This is a genomic window from Pseudoalteromonas sp. Ld20, from assembly GCF_045064175.1.
Classification (GTDB): Bacteria; Pseudomonadota; Gammaproteobacteria; order Enterobacterales; family Alteromonadaceae; genus Pseudoalteromonas; species Pseudoalteromonas neustonica.
This window is the reverse complement of sequence record NZ_JBISHB010000024.1, coordinates 212,674-231,049: the sequence shown is the minus strand read 5'-3', so window position 1 is coordinate 231,049 and position 18,376 is coordinate 212,674. Positions and strand designations below refer to the sequence as shown.

Annotated in this window: 15 protein-coding genes; 3 read left to right on the top strand and 12 right to left on the bottom strand. The window is 40.5% G+C overall.

Features of this window, described 5'->3' with window-relative positions; all coding sequences use genetic code 11:
• Together ACJJVX_RS01895 and ACJJVX_RS01890 are read left to right on the top strand one after the other, a co-directional pair.
• The coding region (locus tag ACJJVX_RS01895) for a transposase (RefSeq protein WP_405629800.1) at positions 1-534 on the top strand (534 nt) is incomplete at its 5' end.
• Positions 535-1,223: 689 nt separating this feature from the next.
• A complete protein-coding gene (locus tag ACJJVX_RS01890) occupies positions 1,224-2,825 on the top strand; it encodes a hypothetical protein (protein WP_054206729.1) in 1,602 nt (533 codons plus the stop codon).
• A 123-nt stretch (positions 2,826-2,948) separates the two neighbouring features.
• On the opposite strand, the gene ACJJVX_RS01885 is transcribed toward ACJJVX_RS01890, so the two are convergent.
• From ACJJVX_RS01885 to ACJJVX_RS01830, 12 genes are all read right to left on the bottom strand, one after another.
• On the bottom strand, positions 2,949-3,131 hold the full coding sequence (locus ACJJVX_RS01885; protein ID WP_054206734.1) for a DUF6435 family protein: 183 nt from the start codon (positions 3,129-3,131) through the stop codon (positions 2,949-2,951).
• Between the two features lie 82 nt (positions 3,132-3,213).
• Positions 3,214-4,002 (bottom strand): LytR/AlgR family response regulator transcription factor, encoded by a 789-nt coding sequence (locus tag ACJJVX_RS01880; protein ID WP_405629798.1) that lies wholly within the window; start codon positions 4,000-4,002, stop codon positions 3,214-3,216.
• Positions 3,999-4,982 carry a sensor histidine kinase gene (locus tag ACJJVX_RS01875; RefSeq protein ID WP_405629795.1) on the bottom strand — a complete coding sequence of 328 codons (984 nt, stop codon included), beginning with the start codon at positions 4,980-4,982 and terminating at the stop codon, positions 3,999-4,001. Before ACJJVX_RS01875 ends, ACJJVX_RS01880 begins: the two co-directional genes overlap by 4 nt.
• Before the next feature lie 104 nt (positions 4,983-5,086).
• Positions 5,087-6,940 carry a CIA30 family protein gene (locus tag ACJJVX_RS01870; RefSeq protein WP_405629793.1) on the bottom strand — a complete coding sequence of 618 codons (1,854 nt, stop codon included), beginning with the start codon at positions 6,938-6,940 and terminating at the stop codon, positions 5,087-5,089.
• A gap of 167 nt (positions 6,941-7,107) precedes the next feature.
• Positions 7,108-7,896, bottom strand: a complete 789-nt coding sequence (locus ACJJVX_RS01865; protein WP_170174517.1) for a sterol desaturase family protein — start codon at positions 7,894-7,896, stop codon at positions 7,108-7,110.
• Positions 7,886-8,512: a CDP-alcohol phosphatidyltransferase family protein gene (locus ACJJVX_RS01860; RefSeq protein WP_342884408.1), complete on the bottom strand. Its 627-nt coding sequence runs from the start codon at positions 8,510-8,512 to the stop codon at positions 7,886-7,888. Before ACJJVX_RS01860 ends, ACJJVX_RS01865 begins: the two co-directional genes overlap by 11 nt.
• Positions 8,506-9,159, bottom strand: a complete 654-nt coding sequence (locus tag ACJJVX_RS01855; protein WP_054206723.1) for an ATP-binding cassette domain-containing protein — start codon at positions 9,157-9,159, stop codon at positions 8,506-8,508. The genes ACJJVX_RS01860 and ACJJVX_RS01855 overlap by 7 nt, the downstream gene beginning before the upstream one ends.
• Before the next feature lies 1 nt (position 9,160).
• Positions 9,161-10,918, bottom strand: a complete 1,758-nt coding sequence (locus ACJJVX_RS01850; RefSeq protein WP_405629790.1) for an ABC transporter permease — start codon at positions 10,916-10,918, stop codon at positions 9,161-9,163.
• Entirely contained in the window at positions 10,918-12,093 is a 1,176-nt protein-coding gene (locus tag ACJJVX_RS01845; protein ID WP_405629809.1) for an ABC transporter substrate-binding protein, read from the bottom strand. The genes ACJJVX_RS01850 and ACJJVX_RS01845 overlap by 1 nt, the downstream gene beginning before the upstream one ends.
• 55 nt (positions 12,094-12,148) lie before the next feature.
• The gene (locus tag ACJJVX_RS01840; RefSeq protein WP_405629806.1) at positions 12,149-12,913 is read right to left on the bottom strand and encodes a DUF547 domain-containing protein; all 765 of its coding nucleotides are present in this window, start codon (positions 12,911-12,913) and stop codon (positions 12,149-12,151) included.
• A gap of 37 nt (positions 12,914-12,950) precedes the next feature.
• The gene (locus ACJJVX_RS01835) at positions 12,951-15,104 is read right to left on the bottom strand and encodes an FAD-dependent oxidoreductase (protein ID WP_405629788.1); all 2,154 of its coding nucleotides are present in this window, start codon (positions 15,102-15,104) and stop codon (positions 12,951-12,953) included.
• 11 nt (positions 15,105-15,115) lie between these two features.
• Positions 15,116-17,446, bottom strand: coding sequence for a TonB-dependent receptor (locus ACJJVX_RS01830; RefSeq protein WP_405629785.1), 2,331 nt, complete (start codon positions 17,444-17,446; stop codon positions 15,116-15,118).
• A 487-nt stretch (positions 17,447-17,933) separates the two neighbouring features.
• On the opposite strand from ACJJVX_RS01830, the gene ACJJVX_RS01825 reads away from it, so the two are divergent.
• On the top strand, positions 17,934-18,350 hold the full coding sequence (locus ACJJVX_RS01825; protein ID WP_054206718.1) for a hypothetical protein: 417 nt from the start codon (positions 17,934-17,936) through the stop codon (positions 18,348-18,350).
• Positions 18,351-18,376: the final 26 nt, after the last annotated feature.

Here is an 18,376-nt window from a genome sequence, read left to right as displayed (position 1 = left end):
ATACGCCGTAAGTTCATCGAGGCCAAAGGCAATAATAAAAAAACCGTTAAAGCGGATGTAGCACTTAACCTTATTCGCAAACTCTATGGTATTGAGCAAGCCATCAAAGGTAAATCGGTCAGTGAAAAATTCACCGTTAGGCAGCAAAAAGCCAAACCAATCGTTGATGAATTGTATCAATGGTTACTCAAACACAAAGATAAAATCCCTCTCCAAATGGCGCTAGGGAAAGCAATTACCTATGCGATAAATCAGTTTGAGAAATTCAGGCGTTACCTCGATGATGGCAGGCTCAGTATTGATAATAACCGAGCAGAGCGAGCCATAAAACCGTTCGTAATAGGGCGTAAAAACTGGTTGTTCTCAAATACCTGCAATGGCGCGCATGCCAGCGCCATACTCTATAGCCTTGTTGAAACCGCAAAGGCAAATGATCTTGTAGTGCATGACTACATATCAACGTGCTTGCAACATATTGCAGAGCAGCCAAGTAACCTTGAACCACTGCTACCTTGGAATATTAAGCAAGGCTAGGTGTCGTTAGCCATACGCTTACCTCGTTTTACTGGTCAGTCCTATGATCACCGAAGAGGGTGGCTTGAAGAACGGCTGCTCATCTTAGCGAAATTATGTATGTTCTTATGCAGTGATGAGCAACCAGCGAAGAGTTAGGAACATTTAACAACAGCACAGTTGACCTAAAGCACACTAATTTAGTCTTGTATGTTTATGATAAAAAGCCAATAGACTTAATGTTAAAGCCATTATTCCAAGCTGGCATAAGCTGCGTAAAGGTACGTTACTGACGAAAAGTATGTGCAGAGCGAAAAATTGCGTAAAGCAGAGCGTACTTTTTTAATCAAATGGTTGCGCAATACCGAGAACGTTTAAGGCGTATTGGTAGCCTGAGCCGGTATGGCATACGTTGATTTAATTCTAATGATGCTCGCATTTTGAGGTCACTTGGCTATATTCGCTTTGATTACAAATTATATGTTGTAACTATGGCTTAATGATGTAAAGTTTTAGCTGTATTTGTTAAATTATGTTTGTTTGTAATAATGTGTAATATTAAGCATGCAATAGAGTTGTTAATATATCCATTGCAAATGAATAGATTGCCATTTCATTAATTTTAAAATATTTGTATTTAGCAGCAGTCTATTAATAATGATAATTTTATTAAAGATACGCTAATTGAAAAGGAATAAAAAGGACCCCCCATGCTTACTAATAAAAAAACGTTACTTGCTTTGTCTGTCGCTTCTGTTTTTGTTTTATCTGGTTGTAATGATAATGACAAAGATGTTGTTCCACCGGTTGTAGTGCCTCCTGTTGTTGTCGCGCCTGACGCGCCTACGGAGCTATCTGTTGTTGTTAATGCGAATGTTGTTGATTCAGTGACAAATGACGCAATTGCTGCCAAAGTTACTTTTTTTGAAAATGGTGTCGCTTCTGAAAATATAGTTGATGTTGATGGTAATGAACTAACATCTGTTGACTTGGCTGATGGTAGCTTAGCGTTTACAGTTAAAGATGATGCTAATATCAGTGAAGTTACAGTCAATGTTTCTGCTGATGATTACATTGGTAAAAGCTTTATTGTTGATTTAACGACTGCAGAAGGCGTGATGAGCGTAAATGCATTACTTGCCCTTGTTTCTGAGTCGGCTGATGGTATCTCTAATAAATCGGTAGTGTCTACTGTTGAAGCTGGTGGTACAACGTCAGCGGTAATTTCTGCTGCAACGGATCCTGGTAAATCAAGTGCATCAGCAAGTGTTCCTGCTGGCGTAATTTTATATGATGCGAGTGAACAACCAGTTTCAGGCGAAATCACGTTAAAAGTTAATGGCGCTGATTCATCTACTGGTGCAGCTTCATCAATCGTTCCTGCTGGTTTAAACGATGCAGATGCAACGTCAATTGTAAAATCAGTGGGTGTTGCAAATGTAACGATGGCTGATGGCACAGGCAAAAAAGTTAAAAAATTCTCAGACCCAATTACAGTATCAATGACTATTCCGGCGACGACCATGCTCAATGGTGAAGCTATTCAGCCGGGTGATATGCTAGGTCTTAAATCACACAATGAAGATACAGGTGTGTGGGCAAGTGAAACTAACAAAGTAGAAGTGGGTGCTTTAAACGCACAGACAAATACTTACACTGGTACTTTTAAAACAACGCATTTAACCTTTTTCGCCTCAACTGTAAGTGCTCCTATTTGTACTGACGGTATTGCAGTAAACTTAAGTGGTGATGCAGTGCCTGCATCAGGTTTGTATGTATCTATGAGCTCATCAGATGCAAGTGCTACAAGCTATTTAAGAGCCAATGCGGCGAGTAATGTTATTGTTTCACCATTAAATACAAAGCGCTTTGGCATTTCAGCAAATGCTAAAGCAACTGTAAAAGTATTTGATGTTAACGGAACACCTTGGTTTACTTCAGATGGCGAAGTTAATGTGTGTGGTGCCGCTGCAGTGGTACTGGCAAACCCAGCTACGTTAGTAAATGAAGACTTTGCAGTGACGGCTGCGTGCGCGAATGACACAACTAAAACGGTTGATATGAGTAATGCTGTTGTTAGTTATAGCTTAGCTGGTAAGGCTAAAACACTGGCTTCTGGTACTGCGGGCACATTCACACTTGCAGATTTAGTTGATGGCAGCACATACAATGTATTTGTTAATGCGCGTACTCCACTAGTTGGCGATACGACTAAAGCAACTACAACGATTACAGCCGATGGTACAGCTGAGTCTTTAGCACTTGAAGTGGTTTGTCAAACTACAACGGGTACTACTGGTTCAGGCAGCTAATACATTAATATAGCTTCTAAAAGCCGCATTAATTGCGGCTTTTTAATGTCTGTCGTATATTAAAAATACGGGGCTAGTTAAAACGTACTTGTTTTATTTCTGATCTGTAATTTAGCTTAGTTATTATGCTTGTGTATTTTTTTGTTCTATTTCAATTATTTGTTTGTCTATTTGATCTGCTTCAAAAGTGAGTTGAGAATATGTGCGTATATCACCTTTGCGTTGAGCTTCCATCGCTTCTTTTAACTTAATCGAAAGAAGTTTATTTAATTTTTTGGTTGGATCTTTCTTAAATAGTGAAAACATAAATTGCTCTGTTAGTCTTTTATGTACATATATACGCTTTAACATGCATATTGGTTTACATTATGCTCAAATAACAGAGTGCTTAAATACGTAGTATGTATTTTAGTTTATCAGCACCTGCGCGGCTAGTACTGAGCTCTGATTTTTCTTCATCATTAATAATCACCATGAGCTTGCCATTAAACCAACGTTGAATTTCTTTAATATGATCGATATTAACGAGGTAACTGCGATGAATACGAATAAAGCTTTGTGATGATAGAGCTTGTTCTAACTGATCTAAGGTATCAGTTAAGTGATAAAATACCTCCCCATTCCAAGCTAAACTGTTTCCTTGTTCTGATTTTATAAATTTAATGTCTGCTGGTGATAAAAGAAATATTCTTTCGCCATTTTTACTGATCAATTTGTTGAGCTTATTTTCATTATGTGAAAATTGAGGCTGTACAGTTTGTTTATTTACATGCGCTACGGCGTGTTGTTGGTTCAGCTGGGCTTGTACTTTGGCGAGTGCTTTTTTCAATCGGGCAATAGGGAATGGCTTTAACAAATAATCTATTGAGGCATGTTCAAAAGCTGCAATTGCAAATTGATCGTACGCAGTCGTATAAATAATCATGGGTTGGTAGTTAAGTAAATCAACTAACTCTAAGCCATTGATTTCAGGCATTTGAATATCCAGTAATACAACGTCTGGGGTGAGTGAGTTGATCAGCGAAATAGCTTCTTTACCATTTGTAGCAACTCCAATCACGTCTATATTGTCCATTAAACTTAATTGATGGCTTAGCTTTTCACGTGCAGGGAGTTCATCATCTGCAAACACTAAGCGAATTTTTTCACTGTTTGCAGCGGGTGTGTGTTCGCTCATAATGTTATATCCAATGTGATTACTGCACCATTATTATTACTTAGCATGACTTTACTATTACTTAATTGTTGAATACGTTGCTGCATGTTTTTCATTCCAACACCTTTGCCATAACCTTGTTGTAATACGTGCCGGTTAAAGCCTTTGCCATTATCGCTAATAATAATTTTTATGCCGTTATCAGTTGTAGATATAGCAATGTTTAGGATTAGTTTGGTTTGTTGGGCATTATGCTTAACGGCATTTTCAATAATGGGCTGAATAAGGAGTGGGGGTATTTTTATATTTTTAAGCGGCGTGGGGATGTTGTAGTTTATCTGGAGTTTTTCACCAAACCGTGCTTTTTCAATATTTAAATATTTCTCAATAATAGCAAGTTCTTGTTGCAGTGGGATAAGTTGTTGCTCTGCGGTATCTAATGAGTAGCGCAAAATATCAGCTAGCTCGTGCAGTACTTCATCGGCTAAATCTGGGTTGGTATGAATATAAGCCGAAATAGTATTGAGACTGTTAAACATAAAGTGTGGATTTAGCTGATAGCGTAAGGTGGCTAATTGAGCTTGTTTGCGAGCGTGCTTTTCAGTTACCACCTTTTTTTTACTCTCTATATAAATCGTTGCTAGGTAAATACCTGATCCCCAAAACAAGCCATTAAATATTACAAAAATTCCTAATGGTTGGTATTGGTCAAACAGGGTGGTTAACGTCAAGTCTGTGATGGTGTTACCTAGCGCCATAAATGAGGTTACAATTAACCATTCAAGTGCAAGCTTATTTATGTTTTTTGATCTTAAATAAAAAATTAAAATAGCCGCTGCCCAAACAGGTAACCAATAAAAGGTTACAAACCATACGAGTGCTGCAAGAGCAGTGCCGCCTGAAATAGGTGAAGAAGTTGCAATAGCAATACCTAATGCATAGGCGATATCAATGGCAAGTAATATAAAAAAGCTATATTTAAAAAAAGGCTGTTTAAACATTTTGGTCATTTTGTTTTTAAAGTTATATGGCAGTTTATACAAAACCAAAACAAAGGCTAATTTTGGTTTTAATAGTGTAAACTAGAGTTTAGGTTAAATGACTTTTAAAAGTACACGAGTTCTTTTATTTCAAGTGTGTTTTTTAAGATGTCGTCACTGGCACCGGGCATTTTTCGCCACATTAAGTTAAAACCAGAGAGTTTAGTTGCTGACCATTTCACTTGATTACCAAAGCCAAATTGCTTGAAGTCACTAAATGGGATCTCAAGGGTCTTCCAGTCATTGCTAGGCATTAAAAGTGCAGAAAAGTTATCCCAGTCTTTTACTTCACTATGATAAATAGACAGTGAAAATGGGATGCTCGACCCTTTATAAGTCAAGCGGATACCTTTGAATGTAGATGCATCAACTAGTTGCGGGTATTTTATTTCAGCGCCCGCCCATGCACCAAAGTTAGTTGCCTTAGCAACTGCTGTGTTAATTGTTAAGCTTTGTTTTTCTGACTTTAGTTCAACGGATGATTGTCCGCCCATTACTTTGTCGCTTAATGCTTGCCATGGTGACTCTCCAATAAAGTCGTCTATCATTATGTGTGCTTTACGGCTTGTAATTGTTGGGTTACAGGCTGGGCCTTGTGGCTCTATGGTTTTATTTTCAGCTATTAATTTTGAACGATCGATTCTTTGTCCTGATTTAAATACCTCTGCAATGTTATGAAGCGATTTAAGATCAACGAGTGGATTTTGTGCGAGCAATATAAAACTAGCCTCATATCCTGGTGCTAATTTACCAATATGGGCGCCTTGGTTTATTGCTTGAGCACCATTGATCGTCGCCGCATTAATTATTTGGTCATTTGATAGCCCTGCTTTTTTGAGCGCATCTAGCTCATTGTGAAGCCCTGTGCCGTGTAATGTGTACGGATTACCCGCATCTGATCCTGTGCCAATAACAACGCCTGCTTGATGGAGCTTTTTAATATTGGCGTAGGCCGTATTTCGAGCTTGCCATGCATTGTCTGTCCACTTAGACGGGGCTGGTACTTTTTCAAATAAACATTTTTGTAATTTAGCGGGCACTGTTCTTAGTAATTGGCTTTGTGAACTTACTCCATGGTTATGTTTTTCGTCACTGTGATTATGATACACAGCCAGTGTTGGTATATAAGTTACTCTGTGGTGCTTCATTAAGGTAATAAATTCTTCATCAATGGCTTCATTATTAATCCCATGAGCAAGTGCCGTAGCGCCTGCTTTGATAGCGCGTTTACCATCAAGTAACGTTGATACATGCACAAAATAAGGTAAATTAGCGGCTTTTGAACGTTTGCCAAGTTCAGTGAGTTGACTGTCAGTTAACGATTTTCCCATACCACCGAATGTTTCAATAACGGCTTTAGTAATATGTGGGTTAGTGGCTATATGCTTGTTCCATAATGTATCAATATCTTCATCTTTTGTAATTTCGTACACACTGCCACCAAATTGGGTGCCATGCCCGCCAGGATTGGTGAATAACGTACCAGCATAAAATAAGTTAGGCGTTACGTGTGTCGCTTTTAATTGTGCAGCTTCATCAAGGGTTTGCTTAAATGAAAACAAATCGACTATGTTTGTGACGCCTAAATAAAGATTTGAATTAAAATGCGACTTAACAGGCAAGTATTGAAACTCAGAGAAGTTGCTGCCTGACGAGCCCAAATGAACATGTAAATCAATTAGTCCTGGCAGTGCAAATTGGTTGTTAGCGTTTATAGTGGCACCTGCTTTTTGCTTAGTATCAGTTGCTTTAGTGATAGTAACTATTTTTCCGTTTTCTATATAAAGTGTGCTTGGGGGGGAAAAATTAGCAGTACTATTTTGATATAGACGAACATTATCTACACGTAAATCAATTGCGTGTGCATTAAACTGGCTCAATAAACTCAAGGTGATGGCTGTTTTAGTGATTACTTTCATTATTATATTCCTTATCAAACTGTGTACGGTGTAACGTGCTGTTGATAGGGAATGTAGGTGATTTTATTCGTGTGTTCAGCACTATTCGCGTGAACCGACATGATTTAAGGTTGAATCGACATAAACGAATAAATAACCCAAGGACTGGATAAAGAAACTATCAGTCGTTACTTTTTGAATGGCATGACTATTAATGAGACTAAACGTGAGTGTGAGTTTGAAGTACTAAATTCTTTTAAGCCAATGTTAAGAGTATCATCACTTAGTTTTGCATAGGGCGTATAACTGCCAAATAGGCGATCCCACCACGTTACACTAAAACCAAAGTTACTGTTGGTTTCAGTCACAGTTTGGCTGTGGTGAATACGATGTAATTGCTGGGTAATAAGTACATACCGCAGTACACGTTCCACTTTATTTGGCAGGCTAATATTCGCGTGGTTAAATAATGCTAAGCCATTGAGGGCAATTTCAAATATTAATACCGCTAATGCTGGCACGCCTAATAGGACTACAATAATCAGTTTGATTATAATACTTAAAATAATCTCAAGCGGGTGAAAGCGCAGGCCTGTACTAGTATCAACATGAGGGTCTGCGTGGTGAACGCGGTGCAAGCGCCACAGTAGCGGCACTTTATGAAATAACCGATGTTGCCAATAAATAACGATATCGAGGAGCAGTAAACTCAAAACTACCGCCAGCCACAAAGGCAACATAAATTGATTAAATACACCAATTGTGTGTTGTTGGCAATAAAGCGCGACGCTGGTTAAACCTATAGGAATGGTTAGTCGAGCTAGTACTGAAGCCAGTACGACTAGCGAAAAATTTGCAAACCAACGTTTACGTGCCGCCACAGGTGATGTGCGCGCAGGGCTAATTGCTTCTACTATCATCATAACTGTCAAAATAGTAAGGAAAGCGCCTAATCGCCACAGTGCTTCATTCGTCATTATTTATTTGCCTTAAAGTATGATAACCACCATGAATACGCGTAAAAATAGTGATACTGCCAAGTACTGCAAAACTATATGCAAGCAAGCTAAAGTGCTGCGGAAAAATACAAAACGCGACGAAAAATGCGATGGTTTCAGTGCCTTCAGTTAAGCCGTTTAAATAGTAAAAGCTTTTATATTTAAACTGAGGTTTAGCTAAGCTAAATTTTTCAGCGGCAATGGCAAAGGCTAAAAAGCTTGATCCTGTGCCAATAAAAACCAGCAATAATGCGGCTGCGGCAACAGCATTTTGTGCGGGATCGGCTAAAGCAAAACCTAGTACAATCGCGCCGTAGAATAAAAAGTCGAGGCAAATATCTAAAAACCCACCCGCTGATGAACTTTGCTGTTGATGACGCGCAAGTGCACCATCTAAACCATCAAACACGCGATTTAAAATGATCACCACTAAAGCGCCATAATAAAATTCAAACGCGAGTAATGGTAAGGCAAGCATACCAATAATAAAGCCAATAACAGTGAGCTTATCGGCATTGAGGCCACACTTATCCAGTATTATAACCACAGGTTTTAAAAGTGGTTTTATAGCAGGTGTAATAAATTTATCTAACATGTTGTTTCCTGAATATGTGCGCTGAGAGTAATTACTTTCCCCCCAGCAGCATGTGCATCGCTGTCATCATGGGTGACCATTACTGCGGGAAGTTGGCGTTGACGAATTTGCTCAAATACCAGCTCGCGGGTATCTTTTCGCAGTGTTGCATCAAGTTTACTAAACGGTTCATCAAGTAAAATTGCTTTTGGCTCGCTCAGTAATACACGTAAAAGCGCAACCCTTGCTTGTTGCCCGCCTGATAAACTATGTGGGTGGCGTGCTGCCATGCCCTCTAATCCTAGTTGTGTTAGCGAGTCGTTGATTTTTTCTATACGCTGCTTTTTATTCCCTTTAGGCATCGCAAAGGCAATGTTATCAGCTACATTTAAGTGCGGAAATAATAAAGGATCTTGATACAGTAACCCCACATGACGTTGATGGCTGGCTAACTGAGTAATGTTTTGTTCGTTTAAAAGCAAGGTCCCCTGTGCGCTAAAACCATGTGGCAGCATGCCAGTTAACCAATTTAGTAACGTTGATTTACCACTGCCTGATGGACCCATAATACTGAGAACTTCACCGCCTTTAATGCGTTCATTTAAGGAGATAAGTTGCGTTTTTTCTCGCCAAATAGTGAGGTTTTTTATATTAAGTGACGAATGCATATTAGGCCTTAGATTGTTGTTTTAAGGTTGGGTGTTGAAGTTTATGCGGGGATGCAGTTTGTTTTGCAAAAACGAGCTTAGGGATAAACCAAGCTAGAAAAAACGCAATAGCAGGTAACAACATTTGCATTAATGCATAAACGGCACTCACTCGACGACTTGCACCACCTGCAAGGGCGACGGCTTCGGTGGTAATGGTGTTAATACGCCCGCCGCCGCTGAGTAACGTGGGTAAATATTGACTAAAACTAACCGCTAAGCCAAGTGCGAATGCAATCAGGATAGGCGCTAATAATTGTGGTAGTTTTACCCGTAAAAACACCTTGCTGGGTGTGGCTCCTAGGCTTGCCGCAAGGTGAGAAAAACGAGGGTCTAAACGTCGGTAACTACTTGCTAATAATAAAAACACATAGGGCAGTACAAATAATAAATGCCCAAATATCACATTAAAATACGCATGATGGCTACCAACTTGCTCCTGCAACCAGACTAAGCCGAATAAAAACGCAATGCTTGGGATCAGCATAGGTAAATAAATTAGCAAACTGGCAAAATTGGATAAATTACGCGTACGCAATTGTTCTGCCTCTAAGGTAAATAAGGTCAAAATAACAGCCACTAAGGTAGCAACAAACCCGATAACAACCGTGTTAAGTAAAGGTGTTTGCATTTGTTGTAAAGCATGCTGCCAATGCAGTAACACAAATTGTGATGGCAACGCATCAGGAAAACGCCAATACCCCGCAAATGACCATAGAATGAGCCCCGCTAATGAGAGCATAATTATACTGAGCAAAATAAACGTTAATACCTGAGTAAAACGCTGAATAAGTTGCCCAGCATATTCGCGTCTGCCGTTGATTAAGCTGCCATGGCTAAACTTTTTTGTGAGCTTTTCAAGTAGCCACCAGCTGAGTAACAAGCCCATGGTCAACAGTAATTGCATGATTGCTCCCGCAGAGGCTTGAATGCGCAAGGTTAAATCAACATCGTTAAACCAGTGCATAATAGCAACCGCGAGTGTAGGAGGCGCATTTGGACCAAGGATCAGCGGTATTTCAACACTGGCACTGGCATAAGCAAGTACGGCTAAAATTGGTAAGCGTAAAAATGGGTATAGGTTAGGTAATACTACTTTAAAGAAAGCGGTCATTGGGCAATAACCTAAACTCAAAGCGACTTTATGTTGGGCTCGTAGTTTTGCACCTAAATCGGCTTGGGCAAGGGCACCTAGCGCCATCAGTAATAAAAAAGGTAGCTCTTTTAACGTTAAGCCTAGCACCATACTTATCCCCCATGAATCGTGTGGAAACATCCAGTCAGGTGGGCTGTCCCATTGACTAAGCCAAGGAGAAAATAAGCGCGAAATCATGCCTGATGGGGTGATCAAAAAGCTAATTGCAATTGCCGCGGCGGCATGGGGGATCACTAAAATAGGCCCCAATAAACGCTGTATACGATAAAGCCAAGGGCTATTAAAATAACAGGCTAAAATTAATACGGTAATAATAAATGCCAATAACGTGCTAACAAGACTGCTAATCGCACTCAGTAGCAGCATGTTTGCAAAACCAGCGGTATTAAATAGCGAATAAAAACCGCGAAGGGTAAACGTGGTTTTATCAAGTGCAGGGATATAGCCAAACGCGGGTAATAATACACCAATTAGTCCACCTACAACTGGGATCACTAATAGCGCCATTAATAGCGTTGGGGTTAATTTTATGCTCCGAGTAAATATATCACGCGCGTGTATCATTATTGCGCTCCATATCGTTCAAGCCATTGTTGCTCAATTACTTTTACCCAACTTGGGTGAGGCTCTGCAAGGGCTGGGCTATTATGGTTTGGCGCTAAACTGCTTGGGTGCGGGTTTGATAATTGGAATTGAGTTACTTGATCTGCAGCTAAAATAGATAAATCCAATACGGTATTATCACCCCAAGTAGTTGGGCGTTGCTTTTTAGCTTGTGCATTTACGCTGAGCATGAAATTAGCGACCAACTTAGCACTGTCTGTATGCGCTGCATTGTAAGGTATAGCAACAAAGTGAATATTACTGAGGCTACCATCACTCATAGCATAACTGCGAATGCTGGTGGGGAGATCAAAGCGGGTGACAGCAGCAGGGACTTCGGGCGCTGAGAATGTCATGGCAAGGCTCAATTCAGTATCACCCATTAAACGTCTAAGTGCGGTGCTGCTAGAGACAAAATGCTGGCCTGCACGCCATAAATTAGGGTGTAGTGTATCTAAAAACTGCCATAATTTAGGCAATAATAAAGCGCTGTTTTGCTTTGTAACAGGTTGATAAAGCTTCGCTTGTAGTGATGCTGGCGTTAAACTAATCAGTGCATACTTTAAAAAGCTTACGCCAATAAAATCAGGCGGTTTGGGATAAGTAAATCGACCTTTATGTTGTGTGCTCCAAGTAAGTAATTGCGTGAGAGTTTTAGGTGGCGAAGTTATTGCAACGCTGTCGTAGTAAAAAGTAAGTGCAGCTTGCCCCCACGGTGATTCCATGCCTTGAGTTGGCACGCCAAAGTCTAAACTCATCGCTGGGTTTTTTGCGGGATTAGTTAATGAAAAATTAGGTAATTTAGTGGCCCAATTAGGCGTTAGTAAACCGTGCTTTGCCATTGCCGCAAAATTTGCACCGTTGATCCAAATAAGATCGACTTTTCCTTCGCTGTGATTACCTGCTGATTTTTCAGCTAAAACGCGGCTTACAGCTTCACTGGTATCGGTGAGTTTGATATGGTGTAGATCAATATTATATTGCTGCTTAACTTGCTGTTCAAGCCACTGAATATAGGCATTTATTTGTGGGTCGCCACCCCAAGCATGAAAATATACACTGTGGTTTTGGCCGTTATCGAGCACAGTTTGCCAATTTTTTGCAGCGCTGTTTGATGAAAATATAAAACTAAGCATAGCAATAAATACCAAGGCGTAGTGTTTAATACGCTTTGGTTGTAATAACAGATAATTACTGGTTGTCATTCAATGCCCAGTTGTAATCTAAAAATTTCACTTTCATGGTGTTACTTTTAAGTTTTGCTTGTTGACTTGGCGTTAAGTTTAGCGCATCTGGGTATAATAAGATAAATGCTTGTAATGATTGCGTATCACGAAAGCTATTTTCAAAATCATCTTGGTACCATTTAAAAATAGAAGATAAATAAAGCGTGTTATCTTTTACATAGTTACGGGTTATATCAGCTAAAAATCGCTGAGTTTGTTGCTCAAGTTGAGTATCAAGTTTAGCGGCAGTATACGCTTCTTCGCGCAGTGCCGGGCAGCCGATGCTGGCACAATTAACCGCAAAGTGGATGCGCGGTTCGTTGTATTTACCACTGCCACGAATAAGCGTATGTTCAATATTATCAAGGCTACGGGTTTCGCCTAATAATGGCACAAACTCTTTGCTCCACGGGGAACTAAAAAAACTCCCTAAGTCTTTAATTGATTTAATGTTTGGGTATTCAGTTAGAATCAATTCGACCGTCCATGCGTTGTATGCGTTGATCAAAAAAGCCAACTGCTGCGCATTATCCCATTGTTCAAATTGCGCCTGGGTAACATCGCTAAGGGTACTCAAGTAACCTTTTAGTTGTGCATGTTGCTTTTTAAATGCGCTGTAATCTACTGCTGTACTAACGCCGTGGTTAATCGATTTTACGTGGCTGCTGAGCAGTTGCTGCCAAGGCTGATGAAGTGAATCATCAGCTTTAGCATGCGTTATAAATAGCAGACTCGTTAATACAATAAAAAATAACGATTTCAAAATACTACCCTCGACGCCATGTATGGTATTTCTCTAGCCAATTAAGTACCGTTTGCGGTGCGTGGGCGCGTTTCCACTCTCCTGCGGCGTATTTGTTGCCCTCAGCCCAAGTTGGGTAGCTGTGAATAGTGCCTAAAATTTTATTAAGGCCTAAACCATGTTTCATCGCCAGTACAAACTCAGCAATTAAATCGCCAGCGTGCTCAGAGACCACAGTAACACCGAGAATTTTGTCTTTACCCTTTGGTGTGATCACTTTAATAAAGCCTTGCGTGGCACTGTCGGTAATTGCGCGGTCAAGCTCTTTAAATTCAAAGCGGGTGATTTCATAATCAATACCTTGGTCAATCGCATCTTGCTCGTTTATACCCACGCGGGCGACTTCAGGGTCAATAAAGGTAGTCCATGGGATCACGCGGTAGTCCACTTTAAACTTCTTCAAATTCCCAAATAAGCCGTTGACTGCGGCGTACCACCCTTGATGGGCGGCTACATGGGTAAATTGATACGGGCCGACAATATCGCCAGCCGCAAAAATATTAGGGTAAAGGGTTTCTAAGTACTCATTGGTCACGATAGTGCGGTTGGTTTCAATGCCTAATTCTTCAAGACCATAACCGCTTAAACGGGCGCTGCGTCCAACGGCACACAGTAGCTCATCGTATTCAATTTCGAGCTCTTGCTCAGCATGCTTAACAATAATGAATTTCTGCTCGCCGCGTTTTTCACAACGTAATGCATGGTGATTAGTTAATACATTCACACCACTTGCTTTAAGGGCGTGTGTTGCAAACTCTGATACTTCGGTATCTTCTTTTATCATCACGCGATCAGCCATTTCGATTTGTGTTACTGATGAGCCTAATCGTGCAAAGCTTTGCGCAAGCTCGGAGCCAATAGGCCCGCCGCCTAACACCACGAGTTTTTTAGGTGCTTCATCAAGCTCGGCAAATTTGCTCCATAACGTATCGCTTGTGATATAACCTGCATCTTCAATGCCTGGCAGTGGCGGCACAAATGGGCGTGCGCCTGTGGCGATTACAATGGTGCGAGCAGTAAGAGTTTGTGTGCCACCATTGTTGAGTTTAATCTCAACGGTCCAAGGGTCAGTAATTTTTGCGTAGCCTTTAAGTACTTCTACTCCTAAATTTGTGTAACGTTCAACACTGTCGTGTGGGGCAATATCAGCAATCACTTGATGCACACGTGCCATTACTTTTTTAAACGAAAATTGCGGTGTGCTATTTTCTAGGCCGTACTTATCGGCGTGCTTAATTTGCTCCGCGATTTTGGCGCTTTTGATAATTGCTTTACTGGGTACACAGCCGTAATTTAAGCAATCACCGCCCATTTCGCCCGCTTCAATTAAGGTCACTTTCGCTTTAACAGCAGCGGCAATGTAACTTGTCACTAAGCCACCAGCACCACCACCAATAACTATCATGTTACGGTCAAATTGTTTAGGTTTAGTATAGTTTTTATAAACACGGCGCTTTTTAATCGTGTTGAGGATTGCTTTCGCTATTAATGGGAATATGCCAAGCAACACAAATGATAAGATCAAGTTAAGCGATAAAATGCCCGATAAGCTGTCAATTTGCGCCAGTTGAGTGCCTGCATTAACAAACACAAAAGTACCGGCCAGCATACCAATTTGGCTTACCCAATAAAAAGTCCATGACTTGATTGACGTAACACCCATTAATAAGTTAATTAAAAAGAACGGAAACACAGGCACTAAACGTAAGGTAAATAAGTAAAAACTGCCTTCTTTTTCAACGCCAGCATCAATTGCGGCTAAACGCTCAGGAAAACGCTTTTTAATCGCATCACGTAATAAGTAACGCGATACTAAAAAGGCTAATGTGGCGCCAATGGTTGAGGCAAATGAGGCAACTAATAAGCCTTCAACTAAGCCAAATAAAGCACCTGCTGCAAGGGTTAAAATTGCCGCCCCTGGTAGCGATAGGGCTGTTACGACAACGTATAATAGAAAGAATCCACCAATGACTAATAAAGGGGATTGCTCTTTGTATTGGTTAAATTGATCCATTGATCCTTTTAACCCATCAAGTGTTAAAAGCTGATGTAAATCAAAGTGAAAAAACAGCCCAATGGTGAGCAAAGCAACAATAAGTAATGTAATTTTTTTAAACATAGGGTTCGCTCTTAAAAGCTGTGCTGAAATGTCAGCTTGGCATTAATTGGCAGCTCAGGAAATACTAAGGTCGAGCCAAAGTAACCGCCCTCAAACACTGGGCGCCAGTTATCTTGATTTGTAACGTTGTTAATATCTAATCGCAGCTTTGTTTGATCAGTAAAGTCATAACTTGTATTGATATTTAATGTGTATTGATCACGAATATTAACGGTTGCTAAGAAATCAAGCGGGTAGCTTTTTGTATAAATACCACCAAAGCCAATTTGCCAATTGCTTAAGATAGACCAGCCTCCATTAATACTCACGGATTGCTCTGGAATGCCTTGTACTCGCTGCGTTGAAGGCGCAAATGCAGTAAAACTGGGTGCGCCAACACTTGTACCATTGATGATGTCTGGGCGTGAATTATCAAAGGCGTCGGCCACTTGACTTGAGTCTTGGCTACTCGCTGAATTATCATAGCGAGCATCAATATAGCTATAGCCTGCACTTAACCAATAAGGGGATGCATCATAAAATAACTGGGTTTCAAAACCTTGAGTGCGAATGCCAGTATTACTACCATCACGGTTTCGTAAACTACGACGCTGATTAAATACCGCACCGTCAATATACCATGGGCTATCCTCTGGCGCGTATTTTACACCCACTTCAAGCAATGTGTTGTCGGTTGCAAAGTTTTGCTCGCTAATTTTGTTATCACTGCCAAGCGTGTGACCACCTGCCATACTGTTTGACGTAGCTTGATTATAACTGCCGGCAATATAGCCTGTAGTGCTTGGGATAAATTTATAATTGATACTTGCCTGACCTGAATGCAGCGTTTCATAGATACTGTCTTGCGCGGCACTGTGTCCTTGTGGCGGGAGCGCATCTTTGGCTACTACATCATAATAATCTAGTCTATAGCCAATACTGGTGCGCAGTTTATTTGTCCATTGACTGTCGTGTTGAAATGCAACACCTGTTTGCCAGCTGGTTGAGTCAGTGGTGTCAGATAGTGAAAAATCACCATTGCCATCATTGTTTATATCGTATTGCGCACCAGGAGAGACAAAAACACCGGGGCGCAGTTCAACTAAACGTGCTTGCTGCTGTGCGGTTAAAGGAATGCGGCGATTTTCAAGTGGCCCAGTTAAATCAATCGGTAAATCGGCCTCAGTCGTAAATTGGCTATAGCCTTTTACTTTGTTATAACGTACATCAAATGCAAATACCGTTGTTTGTGAATCATTCCATTGATAACTCAGTTCGGTACGATTTTGTGCTGTGTCTGCGCCATCAATAATTTCAACAAAGCTGTTTTTAGCGAGTGACTCGCGCTGTAAATGCTGAAAGTAAGTAATGTTTTTAAGCGTTGCTTGGTTGTTTAATTCACGTTTATAAATACTGTGAAATAAATACGTTGTGGCATTATTGATATTATCTGGATCGGTTAAAACTTGGTTTCTCGGGATCACAACTTGCCCCGTTGGTGACACAATAGCACCTGCACCAGGCACGTTACTGCCATTTGGCTGTACGCCTTGACCAGTAATATAAAGGCCATCATCAATTAATGCTTGAGTTGGCCTATTTATACCAGCGTTGTCGGTATAATCTACACTGTAAAGCTCAAAGTTGAGATCCCAGCTGCTTTTGTCATCTGGTAAAAAGCGCAGTGCAGCAAACAAACTATCACTTTCATATCCTGCGTAGTCGTAAAAGCTACCGTTATCGATATGTTCAGCACTGACTCTAAAGCCGCTCTGACCTTCAACAATAGGCGCACTGTAATCAACTAGCGCCCGATATTGATCCCAACGTCCTGCTGACAGCTGAACTTTACCTTGCTGCTGATCAGTGCTGGCTGTTTTTGAGCGTAAATTTACAAATCCCCCGTTACGCTGACTACTACCAAAAAGTACCGGTGGCGCACCTTTTACTACATCTATTTGTTCAATGGCATTAAATGAAACTGGGATCCCAAACCCATTATTCCCCGCTTGGCGGCGAACACCATCTTGAAATAATTCACCTAGTTGAGCGCGTAAAGTTGGCAAGCTTGGCGCGCCAAAGCCACTTGCAGAATAACTGTTTGGAGCCACTGCGAGCATGTCTTGTAGGGTCGTAATGTTAAGTTGTTCGATCATCGCACTCGAAATTGGTGTTACTGCACGTGCAATATCTGACAGCGCTAAATTATCACCAAACGGTCCATCAACGGTGCTATCTTTTGGTGAAAGACTACGAAGTTTCACCGCTTCACCAGATACTTGAATAACCTCAATAGGGTCATTAGTTTTTGCCAATGTTGAAAAGCTAAGGGAAATGCTAAGTGCTAAAAATGCGTATTTCAAAACTCTCTCGCTGTGGTTAAATATGTTATATACGATGGATTAGACCGTAAGGTTTTAAAAATACTTTCATTGATACTGATTAATTTAATTAGATACAGGATATTAGGGCGTGTTGACCTTTGTTGATTGAAATTTGTTTAATCTAGGGGCGGTTTAATCACGGCGCGAGGTTTGTACCCTAGCGGGCTCGATAACGGCTCCTGCGTTATTCTACTGGTTCACATCCATGTGAGAATAAGTAAAAACCGAGCAAAGCTTGTGCATCCTGCTCACGCCCCTTATCCACATCCGTGTCTGTCTCTTGATCACAAGTTAGTATCCTGCTGCAGCGTTTTTAATAGCTCAGTAGCTTCAACCATATCCATTAGCCTATTCCAGCCTAGCCTGTAAGGCTCATAAAAAAGTAAAAGTTATGCAATAAAACTTTAAAAAGACGGTCTTGTTAGATTCATTACTGAAATGACAACACTTAATTTAAGGAATTTAAATGTCTCACTCTTTCTCATCGGATTTAAAAAATCGCTTGCAATGGTCTCTTTTTTCATTACGTTTAGGCGTTTTTATTGTAATGCTTATGTGGACCTTGGATAAATTTGTAAACCCAGGGCACAGTGCACGTATATTTGAGCACTTTTATGGGATTAGCGGGTCAACTGATGTTGTCGCTTATATATTAGGGGCATTGCAATTGATTTTGGTTTTAGCTTTTATGGCCGGAATTAAAAAGCGTATTACTTATGGACTGATATTTTTAATGCATGGCGCATCAACACTTTCATCATACGGCCAATATATTGATGGTTTTAATAACTTACTATTCTTTGCTGCTTGGCCAATGTGGGCGGCATGTTTTGCGCTATATTTACTGCGTGATGAAGATGTAAAGTTTACAGTTAAATCATAATTTAACTGTAAACACAAAAGCCCAGC